The 17,082-nt window shown below is 55.7% G+C and carries 12 protein-coding genes; 4 read left to right on the top strand and 8 right to left on the bottom strand.

All coding sequences use genetic code 11. The annotated features are described in order from the left end of the window. Positions 1-42: 42 nt before the first annotated feature. Positions 43-1,095 carry an aldose epimerase family protein gene (locus PGW49_RS00825; RefSeq protein WP_270225017.1) on the bottom strand — a complete coding sequence of 351 codons (1,053 nt, stop codon included), beginning with the start codon at positions 1,093-1,095 and terminating at the stop codon, positions 43-45. A 206-nt stretch (positions 1,096-1,301) separates the two neighbouring features. On the opposite strand from PGW49_RS00825, the gene PGW49_RS00830 reads away from it, so the two are divergent. Beyond that, complete coding sequence (locus PGW49_RS00830) at positions 1,302-2,066, top strand: DeoR/GlpR family DNA-binding transcription regulator (RefSeq protein WP_270225019.1); 765 nt, start codon at positions 1,302-1,304, stop codon at positions 2,064-2,066. A 272-nt stretch (positions 2,067-2,338) separates the two neighbouring features. On the opposite strand, the gene PGW49_RS00835 is transcribed toward PGW49_RS00830, so the two are convergent. Both PGW49_RS00835 and PGW49_RS00840 read right to left on the bottom strand, forming a co-directional pair. Next, positions 2,339-3,076: a GntR family transcriptional regulator gene (locus PGW49_RS00835; protein ID WP_055310562.1), complete on the bottom strand. Its 738-nt coding sequence runs from the start codon at positions 3,074-3,076 to the stop codon at positions 2,339-2,341. Positions 3,077-3,130: 54 nt separating this feature from the next. Further along, entirely contained in the window at positions 3,131-4,051 is a 921-nt protein-coding gene (locus PGW49_RS00840; RefSeq protein WP_270225022.1) for a DUF7916 family protein, read from the bottom strand. Positions 4,052-4,406: 355 nt separating this feature from the next. Between PGW49_RS00840 and PGW49_RS00845 the strand changes: the two genes are divergently transcribed. After that, the gene (locus PGW49_RS00845) at positions 4,407-6,101 is read left to right on the top strand and encodes a PTS lactose transporter subunit IIBC (RefSeq protein WP_195520962.1); all 1,695 of its coding nucleotides are present in this window, start codon (positions 4,407-4,409) and stop codon (positions 6,099-6,101) included. A 162-nt stretch (positions 6,102-6,263) separates the two neighbouring features. Further along, a complete protein-coding gene (locus PGW49_RS00850; RefSeq protein WP_270225026.1) occupies positions 6,264-6,659 on the top strand; it encodes a DeoR/GlpR family DNA-binding transcription regulator in 396 nt (131 codons plus the stop codon). Here the strand turns inward: PGW49_RS00850 and PGW49_RS00855 are convergent, their stop codons facing one another. The 3 genes from PGW49_RS00855 to PGW49_RS00865 form a co-directional block, all read right to left on the bottom strand. Further along, positions 6,660-7,916, bottom strand: coding sequence for an ATP-binding protein (locus tag PGW49_RS00855; protein ID WP_195232837.1), 1,257 nt, complete (start codon positions 7,914-7,916; stop codon positions 6,660-6,662). A gap of 721 nt (positions 7,917-8,637) precedes the next feature. After that, entirely contained in the window at positions 8,638-10,059 is a 1,422-nt protein-coding gene (gene lacG, locus PGW49_RS00860) for a 6-phospho-beta-galactosidase (protein ID WP_270225030.1), read from the bottom strand. A 76-nt stretch (positions 10,060-10,135) separates the two neighbouring features. Continuing rightward, positions 10,136-11,914, bottom strand: coding sequence for a PTS lactose transporter subunit IIBC (locus PGW49_RS00865; RefSeq protein ID WP_270225032.1), 1,779 nt, complete (start codon positions 11,912-11,914; stop codon positions 10,136-10,138). 284 nt (positions 11,915-12,198) lie between these two features. On the opposite strand from PGW49_RS00865, the gene PGW49_RS00870 reads away from it, so the two are divergent. Next, positions 12,199-13,200 (top strand): LacI family DNA-binding transcriptional regulator, encoded by a 1,002-nt coding sequence (locus tag PGW49_RS00870; protein ID WP_270225034.1) that lies wholly within the window; start codon positions 12,199-12,201, stop codon positions 13,198-13,200. 333 nt (positions 13,201-13,533) lie between these two features. Here the strand turns inward: PGW49_RS00870 and PGW49_RS00875 are convergent, their stop codons facing one another. Together PGW49_RS00875 and lacG (PGW49_RS00880) are read right to left on the bottom strand one after the other, a co-directional pair. After that, complete coding sequence (locus tag PGW49_RS00875; RefSeq protein WP_022094682.1) at positions 13,534-15,294, bottom strand: PTS lactose transporter subunit IIBC; 1,761 nt, start codon at positions 15,292-15,294, stop codon at positions 13,534-13,536. A gap of 178 nt (positions 15,295-15,472) precedes the next feature. After that, on the bottom strand, positions 15,473-16,915 hold the full coding sequence (gene lacG, locus PGW49_RS00880; protein ID WP_333494001.1) for a 6-phospho-beta-galactosidase: 1,443 nt from the start codon (positions 16,913-16,915) through the stop codon (positions 15,473-15,475). Positions 16,916-17,082: the final 167 nt, after the last annotated feature.

The raw sequence follows: 17,082 nt of genomic DNA on the forward strand, positions 1-17,082 counted from the left end.
GGTGCCGGCGGGCGCTGCTGTGCGATATGTTGCGTTGTGGGCTTAGTGCCTCATAAAGTGGTATTCGATCACATTGCTGTAGGGGTGACCCGGGCCCACAATGCCCTGCGGGAACAGCGGCTGGTGCGGCGTGTCGGGGTACATCTCTGCCTCGAGGGCAAAGCCGGCGCCCCAACCATAGTTGGCATCGTCCTTGGCGTGCTCGTCGCCCAGCCAGTTACCGGTGTAGAGCTGAACGCCCGGTGCGGTGGTGTAGTAATCCAGCTCGCGGCCGGTCCACATCTCCTCGACATGCAGGGCGCGACGCAGGTTGCGGCTGTACTGATAGCCATCGATGCACAGGCAGTGGTCGTAGCCGCGTGCCTGCTTAATCTGCGGGTCGTCGGCTTCCATGCCGGGCGCGACGGGGCGCAGCTCACGGAAATCAAACGGCGTGCCCTCAACCGGAGCGATCTCGCCGGTGGGGATGTTCTGCTCGTTGATGGGCAGGTAGTTGGCAGCGTTGGCAACAAAGAAGTGCTCGCAGTCCTTGCCGGCGTTATGGCCGGCAAGGTTAAAGTACGTGTGGTTGGTCATGGACACGTAGGTGGCGCGGTCGCTCTCGCAGCCATACTCGATGCGAAAGACGCCGGTGCGTGTAACGGTAAACACGGCCGTAAAGGTTCGGTTGCCGGGCAGGCCAAGCTCGCCATCCTTAAGCGAGGTGGTCATGCGCACGGCATTGTGGGCCTCGTCGAGTTCAACATCCCATACGCGCTTGTGCAGACCATGCTCAAGATCGCTGTGCAGGTTGTTGACGCCCTCGTTGGCGGGCATATGCCAGTCCGTGCCGTCGATGGTGATCGTGGCGCCCGCGGTGCGGTTGGCCACGGGGCCGATGGTCGCGCCAAAGCAAGCGGGGTTGTCAAAGTAATCCTCGAGCTTATCGAAGCCCAGCACCACATCGCGCACGTTGCCGGGGATGTCGGGCACGTCGATGCCCAACACGGTGGCGCCATAGTCCATAATGCGAACGCAGATCTCGGGCCCGTTGAGGGTGTAACGATGAACGGGGGTACCGCACGGCGCGGTGCCGAATAGCTCGGAAGTGATCATTTGGTTCCTAACATCGAGGTATTTCGGACAAACTGTAGCGCGAACAGGCGAGATTATCACTACATCCCACTAAAGCAGGGGGTATTTTTCTCAAAAAAGTGATGATTGGAGCTGTGCGAGCGTTCATTTTTGACGCGTACGAGTCTGATACAATTTGTTCGTTACTGTTTGAATGACATGCGCGCAAAGAACGGCGAGGATTCATCGTGATTAAGGCAGAGCGACAGGATAGGGTTCGTCAGCTGCTCGAAGAGCAGGGCACGGTCTCGGTCAAGGAGATTTCGGATGCACTGGGCGTCTCGGATATGACGATTCGTCGTGACCTTGAGGAGCTGGCGAGCCTGGGCGAGATCGAGCGCGTGCACGGCGGCGCCCGCAGTGCACAGGGCCGTCCCCACGCTATGCTGCGCCATGAGTATTCGCACAGCGAAAAGCGCACGAAGCATGCCGAGGAAAAGTTGCAGATTGCGCGCCGTTCTGTGGAGCTTATCGAGGAAGGCTCGACCATCTTTTTGGGCACGGGCACCACGGTTGAGCAGATGGCCTCGATGCTGCCGGCGTTTCGCCTGCGCATTGTGACCAATTCGCTTTCGGTGTTTAACCTGCTCGAGGCGCGCGAAGACTGCGACCTGTGCCTGGTGGGCGGCATGTACCGTCGCCGCACCGCCGCTTTTGTGGGACCAACGGCCGAGGATACCCTGCGTGCGCTGGGCATCGACGCGGCGTTTATCGGTGCCAACGGCATTCTGGACGGCGACGTGTCTACATCCAATATGGAAGAGGGCCGCATCCAGCAGCTCGCCTTTAGCAAGGCCGACTCGCGCTATCTGATCGCCGACTCCAGCAAGATCGGCAAGCGCGACTTCTACACCTTCTGCCGCCTGGACAATTTGGACGCCGTGGTGTGCGAGCCGGGCATCGCCGCCGAGGATCGTGCCGCCATCGAGGAACACACGCAGGTTATTTGCTAGTTATCGCTACGGGATTGCCAACGGGTGATGCGGGAGGACTTTTACCTCCTGTCATTGTGGAAACCAGCGCGTCAGCGCTACGCGATATGACGCGCAAATAAGGACTCCACTATCAAATCGTCTCAACCTGTAACAGGTAGGGGTGAAACTACCAACCAGATGTTACAGATTGAGACAATTCGGCGGGGCCTACCTTGTTTGTCTCGATCTGTAACGGTTGGGACTTAAAAACTCGGCTACGTGTTACAGATCGAGACAAAAGAAAAAGAACATTAGGACTTGAAAATAAAGTTTTGATAAGGGATTCGCCCAGTTAAGACGGTGCGGCAGACAATTGAGATCAGTTTGCCTCCGGAGTCGTAAGCATAATGAGTCAGTTCGATGACCGGAAGTTTTGCAACACCATAATTACTGGCTTCGGAATCGCTAAGCTGACGTGCTCTATAGCTTTCCCTAACAGATTGGATAGACTTGGACAAGTCGTCCATGATTCTGCTAAATGCCTGAAAATCTAACTGGTTATTCGGAACGCGCGACTTTGAAATGAAGAACGTATCAGCGCCTATGAAGCTGCCTTCAAGTTCGTAGGTCAATTCAAGACGCTGAATTTCATCGCGACTTTGACATCCAAATTGTTGGAGCATCATTACGGAAATTGGACGACCTGATGTGAGGCCGCCGAAATGTTTGGTGATGGCATCCGGATCAACGCCATCGCAATGGCTTGCAAAGTCAAAGTCTAAAAGTGAATTGAGCTCGCTAACGCGTTTCGGTGCAACAAACGATCCCTTACCTTGGATTCGATAGATACTTCCACGACGCTCCAGCTCACTCATGGCAAGTCGGACGGTTGTTCTGCTTACGGCGTATTCGTCGCAGAGTTCCATTTCTGTCGGAAGTTTATCGTCTGCTTGATATTCATCGACGATCTGCTTGAGCAGCGCGTCGGTGAGCTGTAAATAGAGTGGCCGTTTTTCGTGTGTATCGAGCATTAGAGCCTCAGTTTGCATGTTGGTTATACCTGATGGTTGCCTCAGTCGGGATGTAACGTGGGCAAGGTAACCTTAACGTATCACAGAGCGGCTCAGCATGACGATCTGATGCCTGTATCCACGAAGGGCTTGTCCGAGCGTGAAGATATTCTGGGGCAGGCAAATACCGTTCATGGAGTCCCCGATATGTTGGAGGTCAGCGCCGGCTGCTTTTGCTGCAAGGCCTATTTTCTTAATGGTCTCGCTGTCGCAGGAGTCTTGACTCGTCCCGTTCGCCGCCATGACGAGAACCTTATCTTCAATTGACTTGCCTACGTTGTGGGATCGTACAAAGTCTACGATGGCGCGCAGGTCTGCTTCTTGGAAGCAAGGGACGGTGTAGGGGGCGGGCACGAGAAGGATATCGACGCCGAGGTCAACAAACTTGCGCGCAATTTCGAGCGTCATGACAGGTTCCGCAACGCCCGCTCCATGCATTTTTCCGGCTATGACCAGGCCATTGAAATGCTCTTTGGAGAGTTTAATCGAATGGGCGATTGCATCGTTGGAGACGCCGGTTCCAGGGTTGCCCGTCAGGCAGATAAAATCAAATCCGAGTTCGTTAGCCTTTTCTAAGGTCTTGGGAGAGACGCGACGACCCATGGGGATTTCCGTTCGGGATTCAGACATCTCTGCCTCGTTATCAACTGGCTCCAGATTGACGCCAATGGGCCTTCCGCATGCTCGCTTCACCCAAGTGACCGGGTTTTCATTGAGATCATCTGGAATACCGGCAATAACTGGATCGAACACATCGAGCGCGTTAAACAGAAGCAGGTCGGCACCTGCAGCACGTTCGATTTCTGCATTAGTAACGCCGCCGAGAAATTGGGAAGAGGGTACGTTTTCCGCCATGATGGTACGTCCCTCGGAAGCCAGAATTGCCTGTTTTAGATCCATGGGTGACGTGGCGGCAAAATCGGATGCGGCCATGTTCAGTAATCGTTTGGGCATTGTTACTTCCTTTGACTAGAACGACAGGCTTGTGACATTGTCTCTAATATTGTTACAACAATATATTCAATATGTTATATCCAATCGGTGAACGGTTGCAAGCTTATTGTATTGCTCGGAAAAATAGCCTTTAGCTGGGAAAACCTTAAATTAATCAACTACCGTTCACCGAATAAGTATTTGAATTCTTGACATATCGACAAAGCGGAAAAAGAATTGGTTATGACAAATCGCGCAAATGATATTACATTTCGCACAAGAACGTATTCACTTACATAAGTGGATACAAACGGGGACGACGACGGTTGAGTCCGGATAAATCGTTGTGTGCCCGGGAATCATGAAAGGATGTGTTATGGACGCTATCGTCAAATTCCTTGAAAAACACCAGCCCCTCTTCGACAAAATCTCGAGGAACATTTATCTGGTGGCGATCAAGGATGGCTTTCTCTCGAATATGCCAATTGTGCTGTTCTCGAGCCTGTTCCTTCTTCTTTCGACGCTCCCTGCCTATGTAGGCATCACGCTTCCGTCTGAGGTGCTGGATTTCTTCAATAAAATCTATGCATATACCATGGGACTTCTTGGCATTATGGTGGCCGGCACCACGGCGAGCTCACTTGCCATGTCGATGAACCGTCGCATGCCTTCGGGTAAATCTCTCAACCCCACCTCGTGCATGGTTTGTGCCATGTGCGGCATGCTCTTGCTATCGGTGACGAACGATGTTGTCTCGATTGGCGGAGCAGATACATCTGTTTTTGAAACCGGCTATATGGGAACCAAGGGTTTTCTCGCTGCGTTCGTAGCCGCATTCTTGACCGTTAATATCTATAAGGTGTGCATTAGCCATAATGTGACGATCAAGCTCCCCAAAGAGGTCCCTGGCTCTATTGCGCAGAGTTTTCGCGATATCTTTGCATTTGGGTTTTCGATCCTTGCGTGCGCTTTTATCGATCTTGCGAGCCGCAAGCTGCTTGCTGTGCCGTTCGCCAATTTGGTATCCGCTCTCATCTCGCCGCTGTTCTCCGCGGTTGACACCTATCCTGGCATGGCGCTTATCGAAGGCGCGGTCGCACTTTTCCAATTTATGGGTATCCACGGTGCTTCGGTTGTCATGAGTCCGATCAATGCTGCGCTCTACGGCAATACCGTTACCAATCTTGAGGTTTTCCAAGCAGGTGGACACCCGTCAATTGCTCTCACGCAGGACTTTACAAGCTTCATCGGCGGTCTGGGCGGTTCTGGCTGCACGTTCATCGTTCCTATTATCCTGATCATGTTTATGCGCTCCAAGCAGCTTAAAGCCATGGGCAAGGCATCGATTATCCCGGTGATTTTTGGAGTTAACGAGCCCGTTATCTTCGGTATGCCGATTGTTCTCAATCCCTATATGTTCGTGCCCTTCCTAGTGGCTCCTATGGTCAACGCCATTATCGGTAAATTTTTCATTGACGTCATTGGAATGAACGCCCCCATGTATACCATGCCGTGGGCGCTTCCCGGCCCAATCGGTGCATTCCTCACCACGGGTCTCGATCTGCGTTCTCTCGTATTGATGGCAGTGCTGTTGGTCGTTGACTTTGTGATTTACTATCCGTTCTGCAAGGCGTATGACCATCAGCTTTGTTTGGAAGAGTCTGCAAAGGAGACTGCAGGAACCTCGGATGCAGATGCTATTGCCGCACAGGAAAATGTCGCAAAAGCTCTCGAGGCGGTAAAGGACAAGGCGGAGCAGATCCGCGTGCTTGTGCTTTGCCAGGGTGCCGGCACTTCGACTCTCTTGGCAAATGCTCTTCGCGAAGGTGCCGCTGCTAAGGGTATCGATCTGGTTTCTCAGTCCGGTGCGTACGGAAGCCACTATGAGACGATGGATCAGTACAACGTGATTGTTCTGGCACCCCAGGCACGCATGTACTATGACGCTATGAAGGCCGATACCGATCGCCTTGGAATTAAACTGCTCACCACAAGGGGCAAGGAGTATATCGACCTTACCAACGATCCCGAAGGTGCAATTGACTGGATCGTTCAGGAGCTGGCCAAATAGTGGATTCACTCCGTCGTTGATTCGTCGGTGTATAGTACGGCCCCGCAGCTTATTGAGCTGCGGGGCCGTATTTCGTTGAGTATCTAATTGAGACAATGAGCGCAACCGTCGTGAGATCGCATTGGCGCTCTCCGAGTCACCGACAAACTGCCTTCCATCTATGTGACCAATTCGCTTTCGGCCTTTAGCCTGCTCGAGGCGCGCGAGGGCTGCGAGCTGTGCCTGGTGGGCGGCATGTACCGCCGCCGCACCGCCGCTTTTGTGGGACCAACGGCCGAGGATGCCCTGCGCGCACTAGGGATTGACACGGCGTTTATCGGTGCCAACGGCATTCTGGACGGCGACGTGTCCACGTCCAACATGGACGAGGGCCGCATCCAGCAGCTCGCCTTTAGCAAGGCCGACTCGCGCTATCTGATTGCCGACTCCAGCAAGATCGGCAAGCGCGACTTCTACACCTTCTGCCGCCTGGACAATTTGGACGCAGTGGTGTGCGAGCCGAGTATCTCGGTCGAGGACCGCGCCGCCATCGAGGAACACACGCAGGTCATTTGCTAGCTAGCGCAGCAGGCGATACTTCTGTCCCCTGCCGGTGCCTTCAACTGTCGCCAGGCCTGTCTCAACGAGTTTTTTGAGGATGCGATTGAGCTTCGAGCGGCTGAAGCTAACTTTGGCTGCAAGCTCACCTGTCGATTGAGGATGTGCGCTACTCAACAGTTCGAATACGATAAGTTCGTCGCCTTTGAGCCCCGGGTTATCCATGAGCAGGGGAAGTGTGACCACAATGGCGTTATCCGAAACTTGAAACCGGGGCTTTCTGACGCTGTCCTTATAGGTGTCGCGAATTCGCATGATGCCCGTTCCAAAGGCTTCGATAAGACCCAGGCGCAAAAAGACTTCGGCAAGAATACGATTGCGTCTAACGGATAGCATGTCGGACAGGTATTCATCGACAGTCATGCTTGCTGGCAAGCCGCCGGGCGAGGCGACTTCCACGCGGTCGTCGAACATCGAGATGCGAATGTGCGCGGGTACATCCCAAGTCCTGTGAACGATTGCATTGGTAATGGCCTCGCGGAATGCTTCGAGCGGAATGAGCTCCTTGCGGACCCGCTCCATTCCCTTGATCTCTTCGTAACAGTACTGAGTTTCAAATAGTTCAAGAGCGCCGTCAATCTCCGTTAAAACCGATGCATGTTCGAGAGTTTTGCGCTGCTTAATGAGATTGATGGTGTCGCCAAACACCGCCATGTCGATACCTGGGAAATCGTTCTCGTCCGCGAGCAGTTCTGCCGCGTTGTTGTAGGTTCCGGTCTCATCGAGCAGGCCGAGGGTTTTGAGAGTATCGGTTGTGAATGACTGAAGTGAGAGCTTTGCTTTTAGGCGATTCTCTAAAACGGTGAAAGATAGATCTTGCTTGCTTGCCGGGAGCTGTTCAAAGGAGAGGTTTTGACCCTCGAGTACAAGACGCGAAAGCCCTAGGGTGTCAACTGGTATGGTCGCGGTGTCATTGCGCTTGTATGCCTTCGAGCGGTATAGGTAAGGCTTCGATCTGCCGGGAAAGACCGTAAGCTCTACGGTTGCATCGGACTCGTTGATTTTTAGGGAGTAATCGGGCTGGGGGATGATCGAATCGTTAATCTTGTTTTCGATATCCAGACAGGTCTGCTTGAGGTCATCGAGGCCAACGGCTTCTCCGTCGTCGTTAATTCCAAATAGCACGCGTCCTCCCGTGCCATTTGCATAAGCGGAGACGGTTTTAAGGAACGAATTGGTGACGCATTCCTTGAATTCAAGATCTTTGGATTCTTGCATCGTGTTGCTCCGTTTCGCTTCAATTTGACGTGAGAAATGACACGTAAAATTTTACACGTCATTTTGCATGTCAAAAATATGACACGAAAAAATTTGCGTGTCAAAGTGACGTGAAATGACACGCAAACGTGGACGCAGTGACGTTCTGCGGGCAAACGAAGTTTGCGGGCCTGTGATTTGGCTGAGCTGGCACACCGGATTCTCTCGCATAGCCGAACGGGCTTTCGGTGTCATATCAGCACCAAATGATACCGAAAGCCCGTTCGTGATACCGAAAACTTGAGGCTGTGCTCCATAGCTGATTGGATAGTTTGGATTCCACCATCCGATTGTCTCGATCTGTAACAGTTAGGGGAGAAAAGCTCATCTAGATGTTACAGATCGAGATTTTCTGCCTGGCCGATTCCGTTTGTCTAAATCTGTAACGGATAGGGGTGAAATGGTCGTCTAGATGTTACAGATTGAGATTGAATGGATTGGCCTGCGCGTTCGTCTCGATCTGTAACAGGTAGGCGGCCAATACCGGATTTAGTGTTACAGATTTAGATCTTTCGGCCCGGGCGGGCCCGTTCATCTCAATCTGTAACAGTAAGGACCGAAAACCCCTGCTAGATGTTACAGATCGAGACGAATGATCCGCTCGGGCTCACCAAAAACAAAAAGGCCGCATGCGAGCCCGTGGGGGATTCGTATGCGGCCGACAGGGGGTATGTGGCAAAAGTTAGGCCATGAGCAGGCCGGTCTCCGCGACGTTCTTGTACCAGTACGCGCTCGCCTTGGGATAGCGCTTCTGGGTCTCAAAGTCGATGTAGAACAGGCCGTAACGCTTGTTATAGCCGTTGGTCCAGGAGAACTGGTCCTGCAGCGACCACACAAAGTAGCCGTCGACGTTCACGCCGCCGTCGATTGCCTTGAGGATCCACGCGAGATGCTGACGCATATAGTCGATACGAGGGGCGTCATCGATAAAGCCGTCCTCGAAGTCGTCCTTATAGCCCATGCCGTTCTCGGTGATGTAGATCTTCTTGTAGTTGGGGTAATCGTTCTTAATGCGAAGCAGCAGGTCGTAGAGGCCCTCGGGATAGATGATCCAGTCCCAATCGGTGGTGGGTACGCCTTCGCGCACGCATGCCTCGCCCACGCCCTTGAGGAACCAGCGCGAGGAGCCCTTGTCGCCGGTGCCATTGTGGTTGATGTCGTTTTCGCCCTCGGCGGCACGCAGAAACTGGCACTTGTAGGTGTTGACGCCCAGGCAATCGTTGTAGGGGAGCGCGGCGGTCAACGCGGCGATGTCCTCGTCGCGAACGTCGAGCTCGCCGCCGGCGATATGGGTCAGCTTGGTCGCAGCCTCCATGGTGTCGGCTGCATAGTGGCCGCGGAAGGTGGCGTCGAGTACCCAGCGGTTGTTGATGACGTCGGCCATGCGGGCGGCCTCGCAGTCGGCAGCGCTGTTGGGGTCGAGAGGATACTTGGGCTCCAGGTTCTGGACAATGCCGATCTCGCCCTCAAAGCCGCCCTCATGGAAGGCGACGACAGCCCTGGCGTGGGCCACCATCATGTTGTGCATGAGCTGGAAGGCCTTGTCCAGGCGGTACTTCTCGCCGTGCGGCCAGTTGCCGACGATAAAGCTGCCCTCGGCGGTTGCGGGAATCTCGTTAAACGTGAACCAGTGCTTGATCTCGGTGAACTCGGCAAAGCAGAACTTGGCGTACTCGACAAAGGCGTCGATCGTCGTGCGCGTCAGGAAGCCCTCGCCGTCGTCCTGGTAGAAGGCCTCGGGCGTATCGAAGTGATCGAGCGTGACATAGGGGATAACGCCGGCATTGTTGCAGGTGGCGAAAAGCTCGTGATAGAAAGCGACGCCCTCGGGGTTAATCTCGCCGGTGCCACTGGGGAAGATGCGGCTCCAAGCGATGGAGACGCGAATGCCGTTAATGCCGAAGCGCTGGCACAAGTCGATATCGACCGGATATTTGTTGTAGAAGTCGCTTGCGGGGTCGGGGGAGAAGCGACCCTGAGCAGCCAGGAAATCGTCCCAGGGCACTTTGCCCTTGCCGTGCGTGCGGGTCTCACCCTCAACCTGGTAAGCGGCGGTGGCGCCGCCAAACACAAAGCCGTCGGGGAACTGCATGGGGTTGGTCATGAGTCATCCTTTCTGTGGGATTCGAATAGGGAGAGGTGCCCGAACTGGGGATCCGGGCACCAACAGAGGGAGGAACCTAGTCGAGGTTCTCGCGGAGCCACTTGATGGCGCCAGCGGGGTCGCGAGTAAGGTCGATATATTCCTTACCGCGCGGGGCGAGCAGCTTAATGCCCAGGCGATCGGTGTCGGCCTTCATGTCGTTGTAGTAGCTACGGACCTGCGGGGCAAGCACGATAACGTCGTACTGATCCATGATGGCAGTGTGCTGGCCATAGGCGCCTGCGGAGGAAGCGATGTTCTCTCCAGTCTGCGCAGCACCTTCCTTGATGGCGTTGGCAAGCATGGCAGAGGTGCCGGCGCCGGCACACAGGACGAGGACCTTCAGGCCATCGACATCCTTCTTGGCGGATGCATCGGCAGCGGGCTCGGACTGATCGGCGACAGGCTTGCTGTCGGCGGCGGCAACGGTCGTCTCGACGGAAGCGGTGGCCTGCTCGACAGCGGGCGTAGAGGCGTTGGCGGCGACGGAAGCGGCACCATCGGACTCGAGTCCCAGCTCGGCGGCGCGCTCGGCCTCTTGGTCGCAGAGCAGCTTATCGTATGCCTTCAAGAACGGCAGGTAGATGATGGCGTCCAGCAAGATGATGATTGCGACAAATACCAGGGCGATAAGCTGGAAGTTCGTGGTGATGAAGATGCCGATGGGGGCAGGGGTAGCCCAAGGCACCACGAAGGAGAAGCCGTTCATGCCCACGTTATCGATAAAGAACTTGGCAACACTCACGTTGACGCAGCCGGCGGCAACAAAGGGGATGAGCATGTAGGGGTTAAGGATCATCGGCGCGCCAAAGAGCAACGGTTCGTTGACGGCGAAGGCAACAGGAACGATCGAGGCCTTGCCGACGGCTTTGAGCTGCTTGGACTTCATAAAGAGAATCAGCAGAAGCGGCACGATGAACGTGGCGCCGGTGCCGCCGAACTCACCCACGAGCGACATGTTAAAGGTGAGGGAGTGGGCGGGGTGGCCGCCTGCCAGCAGAACCTGCAGGTTTTCGGCCTGGTTGGCAAGACGGATGGGGTCGATGCCCGGCTGGACGATCGAGGGGCCGTGGACGCCGATAAACCAGAAGAACGCGGTGGCTGCCTGGATAAGGATAAGGCCAGGATAGGTTTCTGCAGCGGTGAAGAGCGGGGAGAGCAGTTTGATAAGCAGCTCGGAGAACGGAACGCCCATGAGGTTGCGCACGACGACATCGATGATGCCGCAGATGATGACGGCGCCGCCAAAGGGGATGATGTCGCGGAAGTTCTGAGCGATGGCGCCCGGGACCTCCTTGGGCAGCTTAATGGTCAGATCGCGCGAGACACAGAATTTGTAGACCCACACGGTGATGAACGCGGCGATATAGGCCGAGAACAGACCGCGCGTGCCCATGCTGGTGCAATCGAAGACCGAAAGTTCGGAGCCGTTGAACTTGGTGGTGAACTGCGTGACTGCGAGCAGCAGCATGCTGCACTGGGCAGCCACCATGGTGGAACCGTCGTTGAGCACTTTGCCGGCGGGCATACGACGGTTCATGGATGCCGTGAAGTTCTTGGCAGTGGTGCCAGCAACCATGATGCCCATGACGCCCATGGTGAAGTTGTAGAGCTTGTTGCACCAGTCGATGAGCGGCTGGGGCAGCGTGATGCCGACTACGCCGGGAAGGGTGGCAATGAGCAGAAAGATCGAAGAGGTGAGGACAATGGGCATGCACCCAAGGAATCCGTCCTTGATGGCCTGGAGGTATATGTTCCTCGAGATCTTCTCAAAGAACGGTTGGTGCTTTTCGAGCATCTTTACGATGGCGTCCATAGAGCTCCTTTGCTACTTGATGCGCGATGCATGTGGATGGAACTGGTCGTCGATGGATGGTCAGGACTGCCCGGAAACCTTCCTGTTTAAGGAAGGCATTGCGAAATGACAACGTTGTCATTTCGTTAATGACAACGTAAGACATTTTTGGAAGAGCAACAAGGATTTAGGGGTGAGTGGTCGATATTGTCCGGTAAACGGTTGATTTATCAGTCAGGCAGGTAGTGTATGCTAGAACGCAAAAAACAAGCGATAGAGAACCGAGTGGAGAAGCAGTGGCAACGATGGACAAGAAAAACGTCTCGATGAACGATGTGGCGATTGCCGCGGGTGTTTCTCTCAAGACGGTTTCGCGTGTGATCAACGAGCCCGATAGCGTGCGAGAGTCAACACGCGATAAGGTTCATTCGGCCATGGAGGCGCTCGGGTTTCGAGCCAACTTTGCCGCGCGTTCGCTCAAGTTGGGCCGTTACGGGTGCATCGGCGTCGTGCTGTTCCACTTGTCGGGCGGTGCCGTGGACATGATTGACGGTATCGCCGATGCCGCCGAAGAACGCGGCTTTGCGCTCACGATGATTAAGAAGCGCGCAGGGGAGAAGATGACCCTTGCCGATGCGGCGCGCAGGATGTCGCAGCTGCCTGTTGATGGCATGATCTTCAACCTGCGTCAGATGGTCGATGACTTTGATACTTTTGAGGCACCGAAAGACCTCAAGACGGTGATTATCACACCGATGGAACATCCTACCTGCTCCACCGTCAGTGACGATCAAGAGGGCGGCGCGCGCATGGCGTGCGAGTACTTCTTGAATCACGGGCACAAGAACGTGTACTTCGTCTCTGGTAAGAAAGAAGCGCTGTCGAGCCAGTGCCGTATGAAAGGTTGGCGAGCGGCACTCGAGGCGCATGGCATTGAGCCGCCCGAGCCTCTGCAAGGCGATTGGAATGCGGATAGTGGCTATGCCGCGGGCCTTGTGCTTGCCGATAAAGCCGATTGCACGGCGGTCCTCGCTGCTAACGACTGCATGGCAAACGGCGTGATGATGGCTCTACGTGACAAAGGGCTCAGTGTGCCCGACGACGTGTCCGTGATCGGCTTTGATGACGAGCTTTACAAGACGATTCCCAACTCGATTCTGACGTCGGTGAAGTTCCGTCACCGCGAGCTGGGCGTCCGTGCGCTTAACGAGGTCGTCGCAGGTCTGGAAGCCCCGAGCTCCAGAAGCCGTACGCTCGTCTCGGGCGTGTTGGTCGAACGTTCCAGCGTAAAGGACCTGCGGGCGTAGACGTGCTCGGCCTGTTCGTCTAAATCTGTAACAGGTAGGGCCGAAAATCTCAGCTAGTTGTTACAGATTTAGACAATTCGGTCCGGTATATTCCGTTTGTCTCGATCTGTAACGTCTAAGCGGTCAAAAGTGGTCTACATGTTACAGATTGAGATTTTCGGCTTGGCCTGTGCGTTCATCTCGATCTGTAACAGCTAGGACCGAAAAACTCGGCTAGATGTTACAGATTGAGATGAACAGGAGGACGGGTGCGGTCTAAACAAAATGGCCCGCGCATCACACATCGATGCACGGGCCATTTATTGTCTGCAAGCGGCAGGTGGTGTCAGCGTCTTATGCCTCGAGGTTTTCCTCGATCCAGGCGACGGCACCCTTGGGATCCTTAGTGAGGTCGATGTACTGTTTGCCCTTGGGCGACAGCAGCGTGATGCCCAGGCGGTCGGTGTCGGCCTTCATCTCGTTGTAATAGGTGCGAACCTGCGGAGCCAGGACGATGACGTTGTACTGGTCCATGATGGCGTAGTGGCTGCCGTAGGCACCGGCGTTGGCGGTAATGTCGATGCCCAGCTCGTCGGCGCCTTCCTTAAGCGCGTTGGCGAGCAGTGCAGAGGTGCCGGCGCCAGCGCACAGAACCAGAACCCTCAGATCCTTGCCCTTAAGGGCGGACGGAGCTGCGGAGGCCTCAGTGGCAGAAGCGGTCTCGACAACAGGAGCCTCAACGGCGGGGGCGGCAGCGGTCTTGACGGCCTTGGTCTCCTCGGCCTCTTCTTCGGCCAGGGTCTCGGCCTCCTGCTTGCACAGGACGTTGTCGTAGGCCTTGCAGAACGGGTAGTAGATCAAGAAGTCAACGACCAGCAGGACGACAACCAGGACCAGAGAGATCGGCTGGAAGTTGGTGTCGATGAAGGTGCCGATCGGTCCGGGGAGTGCCCACGGCATGGCATAGATAAAGCCGTTCATGCCCAAAAAGTCGATGAAGAACTTACCAATGAGGACGTTGGCCACGGGGGCAAACAGGAACGGGATCAGGAAGTACGGGTTGAGGATGATGGGCGCGGCGAACAGCAACGGCTCGTTGACGGCGAACATCACGGGCACGACAGAAGCTTTGCCGACGGCCTTGAGCTGCTTGGAGCGCATAAAGAGCAGGAAGATGATCGGGACAATGAACGTGGCGCCGGTGCCGCCGAGTTCGCCGATGTAGTTACCGAAGTTTTCGGTCAGGGCGAGGGCGGGGTGACCGCCGGCCTGCAGCGTGGCGAGGTTGGTGGTGATGTTGCCAAACAGCGCGGCGTTGAGGGCAGGCTTAACGACCGAGGGGCCGTGGATGCCCATGAACCAGAACAGCGGGATCATGAACCAGATGAGGGCGAGGCCGGCGTAGGAATCGGCAGCGGCGAACAGCGGGCTCACCAGCGTGGAGATGACGTTGGCAAACGGGACGGCCAAGCAGGTGCGGCAGATAACGTCGATGACGGCGACAAACAGGATGGAGAAGCTGAAGGCGAAGATGTCGCGGAAGTTCTGGGCGATGGCGCCGGGGACTTCTTTGGGCAGCTTGATGGTGATGTCTCGCTTAATGCAGAAGGCATAGATGTTGACCGTGGCAAATGCGGCGACAAAGGAGCTCAGCAGGCCCTTGGTGCCCATGTTGTCGGTAAAGAACACCGAGACATCGGCGCCGTCGATCTTGGCACTCGTCTGGGTAACGGCCAAGATGAGCATAGCGCACATGGCGGCGACCATGGTGCTCGTGGCGTTGATGGCCTTGCCGGCAGGCATGCGGCGGTTCTTGGAGCCGGTCAGCGCGCTTGCGGTGGTGCCGGCGACCATGATGCCCACGACGCCCATCGTGAAGTTGTAAACCTTGTTGCAGAAGTTCACGACGTCGACGTTCCACCAGTCGGGCAGCGTAAAGCCGCCGACCGTGGCGACAACGCCCGGCAGGGTCGAAATAAGCAGGAAGACAGAAGAAGACAGGATGATGGGCATTGCTGCCAAAAAGCCGTCTTTAATGGCCTGAAGGTAGATGTTCTTAGAGACCTTGTCGAAGTACGGCTGACCTTTCTCCAAGAACTTAACGATCGATTCCATAGTTCACGCTCCTCTTTGCATGAAATCTTAATGGCATGGACGTTGAAAACCTATATGGTCTCCCGCTTGCTAAAAGCCCGGGTGCAGGCGGGGCCGGTCCCAGGGGGAGAGAGGGGGGGGCGGCTGGGTTTGTATCGCATAGGGCCGCTCCCTTCTCGGGGGAAAGCGAGGCGATGCGCTACTGCGCGTCCGCCATAGTGTCGGCGAGCTCCTTGTACCAGAGTGCCGACTGCTTGATGTAGCGTTTTTGCGTGTCGAAGTCGATGTAGAACAGGCCGTAGCGCTTGTTATAGCCATTGGCCCACGAGAACTGGTCCTGCAGGCTCCAGATAAAGTAGCCCTGGACGTCGACGCCCTCGGCGCGCGCCTGGAGCACCTTCTCCATGTGCTGGTCGACAAAGTCGATGCGCTCGGGATCGGCGACGATGCCGTTTGCGTCGGGCTCGGGGTCCTTGTGGCCCAGGCCGTTTTCGGTGATATAGATGACGGGGAGGTTGGGATAGGTGGCGCTGATGTGCTTGAGCGTGTCGTAGAGGCCTTGCGGGTAGATGAGCCAATCCCAGTCGGTGGTGGGGATACCCGGCATATCGACCTGCTGCCCGACGCCCTTAAACTTAAAGCACGAGGTGCCCTTGTCTCCGGTGCCGTTAAAGCTGTTGGTTGACTCGCCATCGTAGGCGGCGATAAACGCCGACTGATAGTAGTTGAGGCCGAACATATCGTTGCGGGGCGCCGCCTTGGCGAGCTCCTCCATGTCGCTGTCCTCAACCGTAAGTGTGGCGTTGTTGGCACGCAGAATCTCGTTGATGAGTGAGAGGGTGCGCGCGGAGTAGTGACCCAGGAAGGCGCCGTCCATGATGAAGTCGGTGTAGAAGGCGTTGTACAGGTCGGCGGCGTGCTGGTCGGCGGGCGAGTCGGTGGCAGGATATGCCGGCGTCAGGACGTTGACCATGCCAATGCGTCCGCCCAGGTGCTCGGTCTCGTCAAGATCCTTATACAGGTTGACGGCGCGGGCGTGGGCAACGAGCTCGTTGTGCTGGCTCTGGATGCCGCTCGTCACATCAAAGTGATGGTTGGGCGGGAAGTTGCCTTGGATGTATTGGGAGTGCGAGAGGCTGATGAGCTCGTTGATGGTGAACCAATTCTTGACCTCGCGGAACTCGCGGAAGCAGAACTCGGCATAGCGCACATAGGCGTCGACGGTCTTGCGGTTGAGCCAGTCGCCCTGGTTGAACAGGGCGGCGGGGGAGTCAAAGTGATGCAGGGACACATAGGGCTCGACGCCATACTTTTTGCAGCAGGCGAACAGCTCGTGGTAGTGCTTAACGCCCTCGGCGAGGGGTTCGGCATCGTCGCCGTTGGGGAAGATGCGGGTCCAGCCGATGGACACACGAATGGCGTTGAGTCCATGCTCGGCAGAAAGGCGGATATCCTCCTCGTAGCGGTTGTAGAAATCACTGGCCGGGTCGGGCAAAAAGCGACCCTGGGCGACAAGGTAATCGTCCCACATGGTCTTACCCTTGCCTGCCACCTTCGTGGAACCTTCCGTTTGGTACGCGGCGGTTGCGGCGCCCCAAACAAAGCCCTTCGGCAGCTGCTGTACGCGGTTTAGCAAAGACATATGCATACACCCTCTCGTCTCGCTGTTCGATATTGTGCGTTTGCGCTCAGGAGGCTCCCTAGTTAGCGTTCAGCGGTGAAAAAGCCCGATAAACACTATCTTAAAATGATTAGAACCAAAATGAGCACGTGAACATTTGACAATGAGCACGTTAACATCCGGCTGGG

Source organism: Collinsella aerofaciens (genome assembly GCF_027679495.1).
Lineage (GTDB): Bacteria > Actinomycetota > Coriobacteriia > Coriobacteriales > Coriobacteriaceae > Collinsella > Collinsella aerofaciens_AK.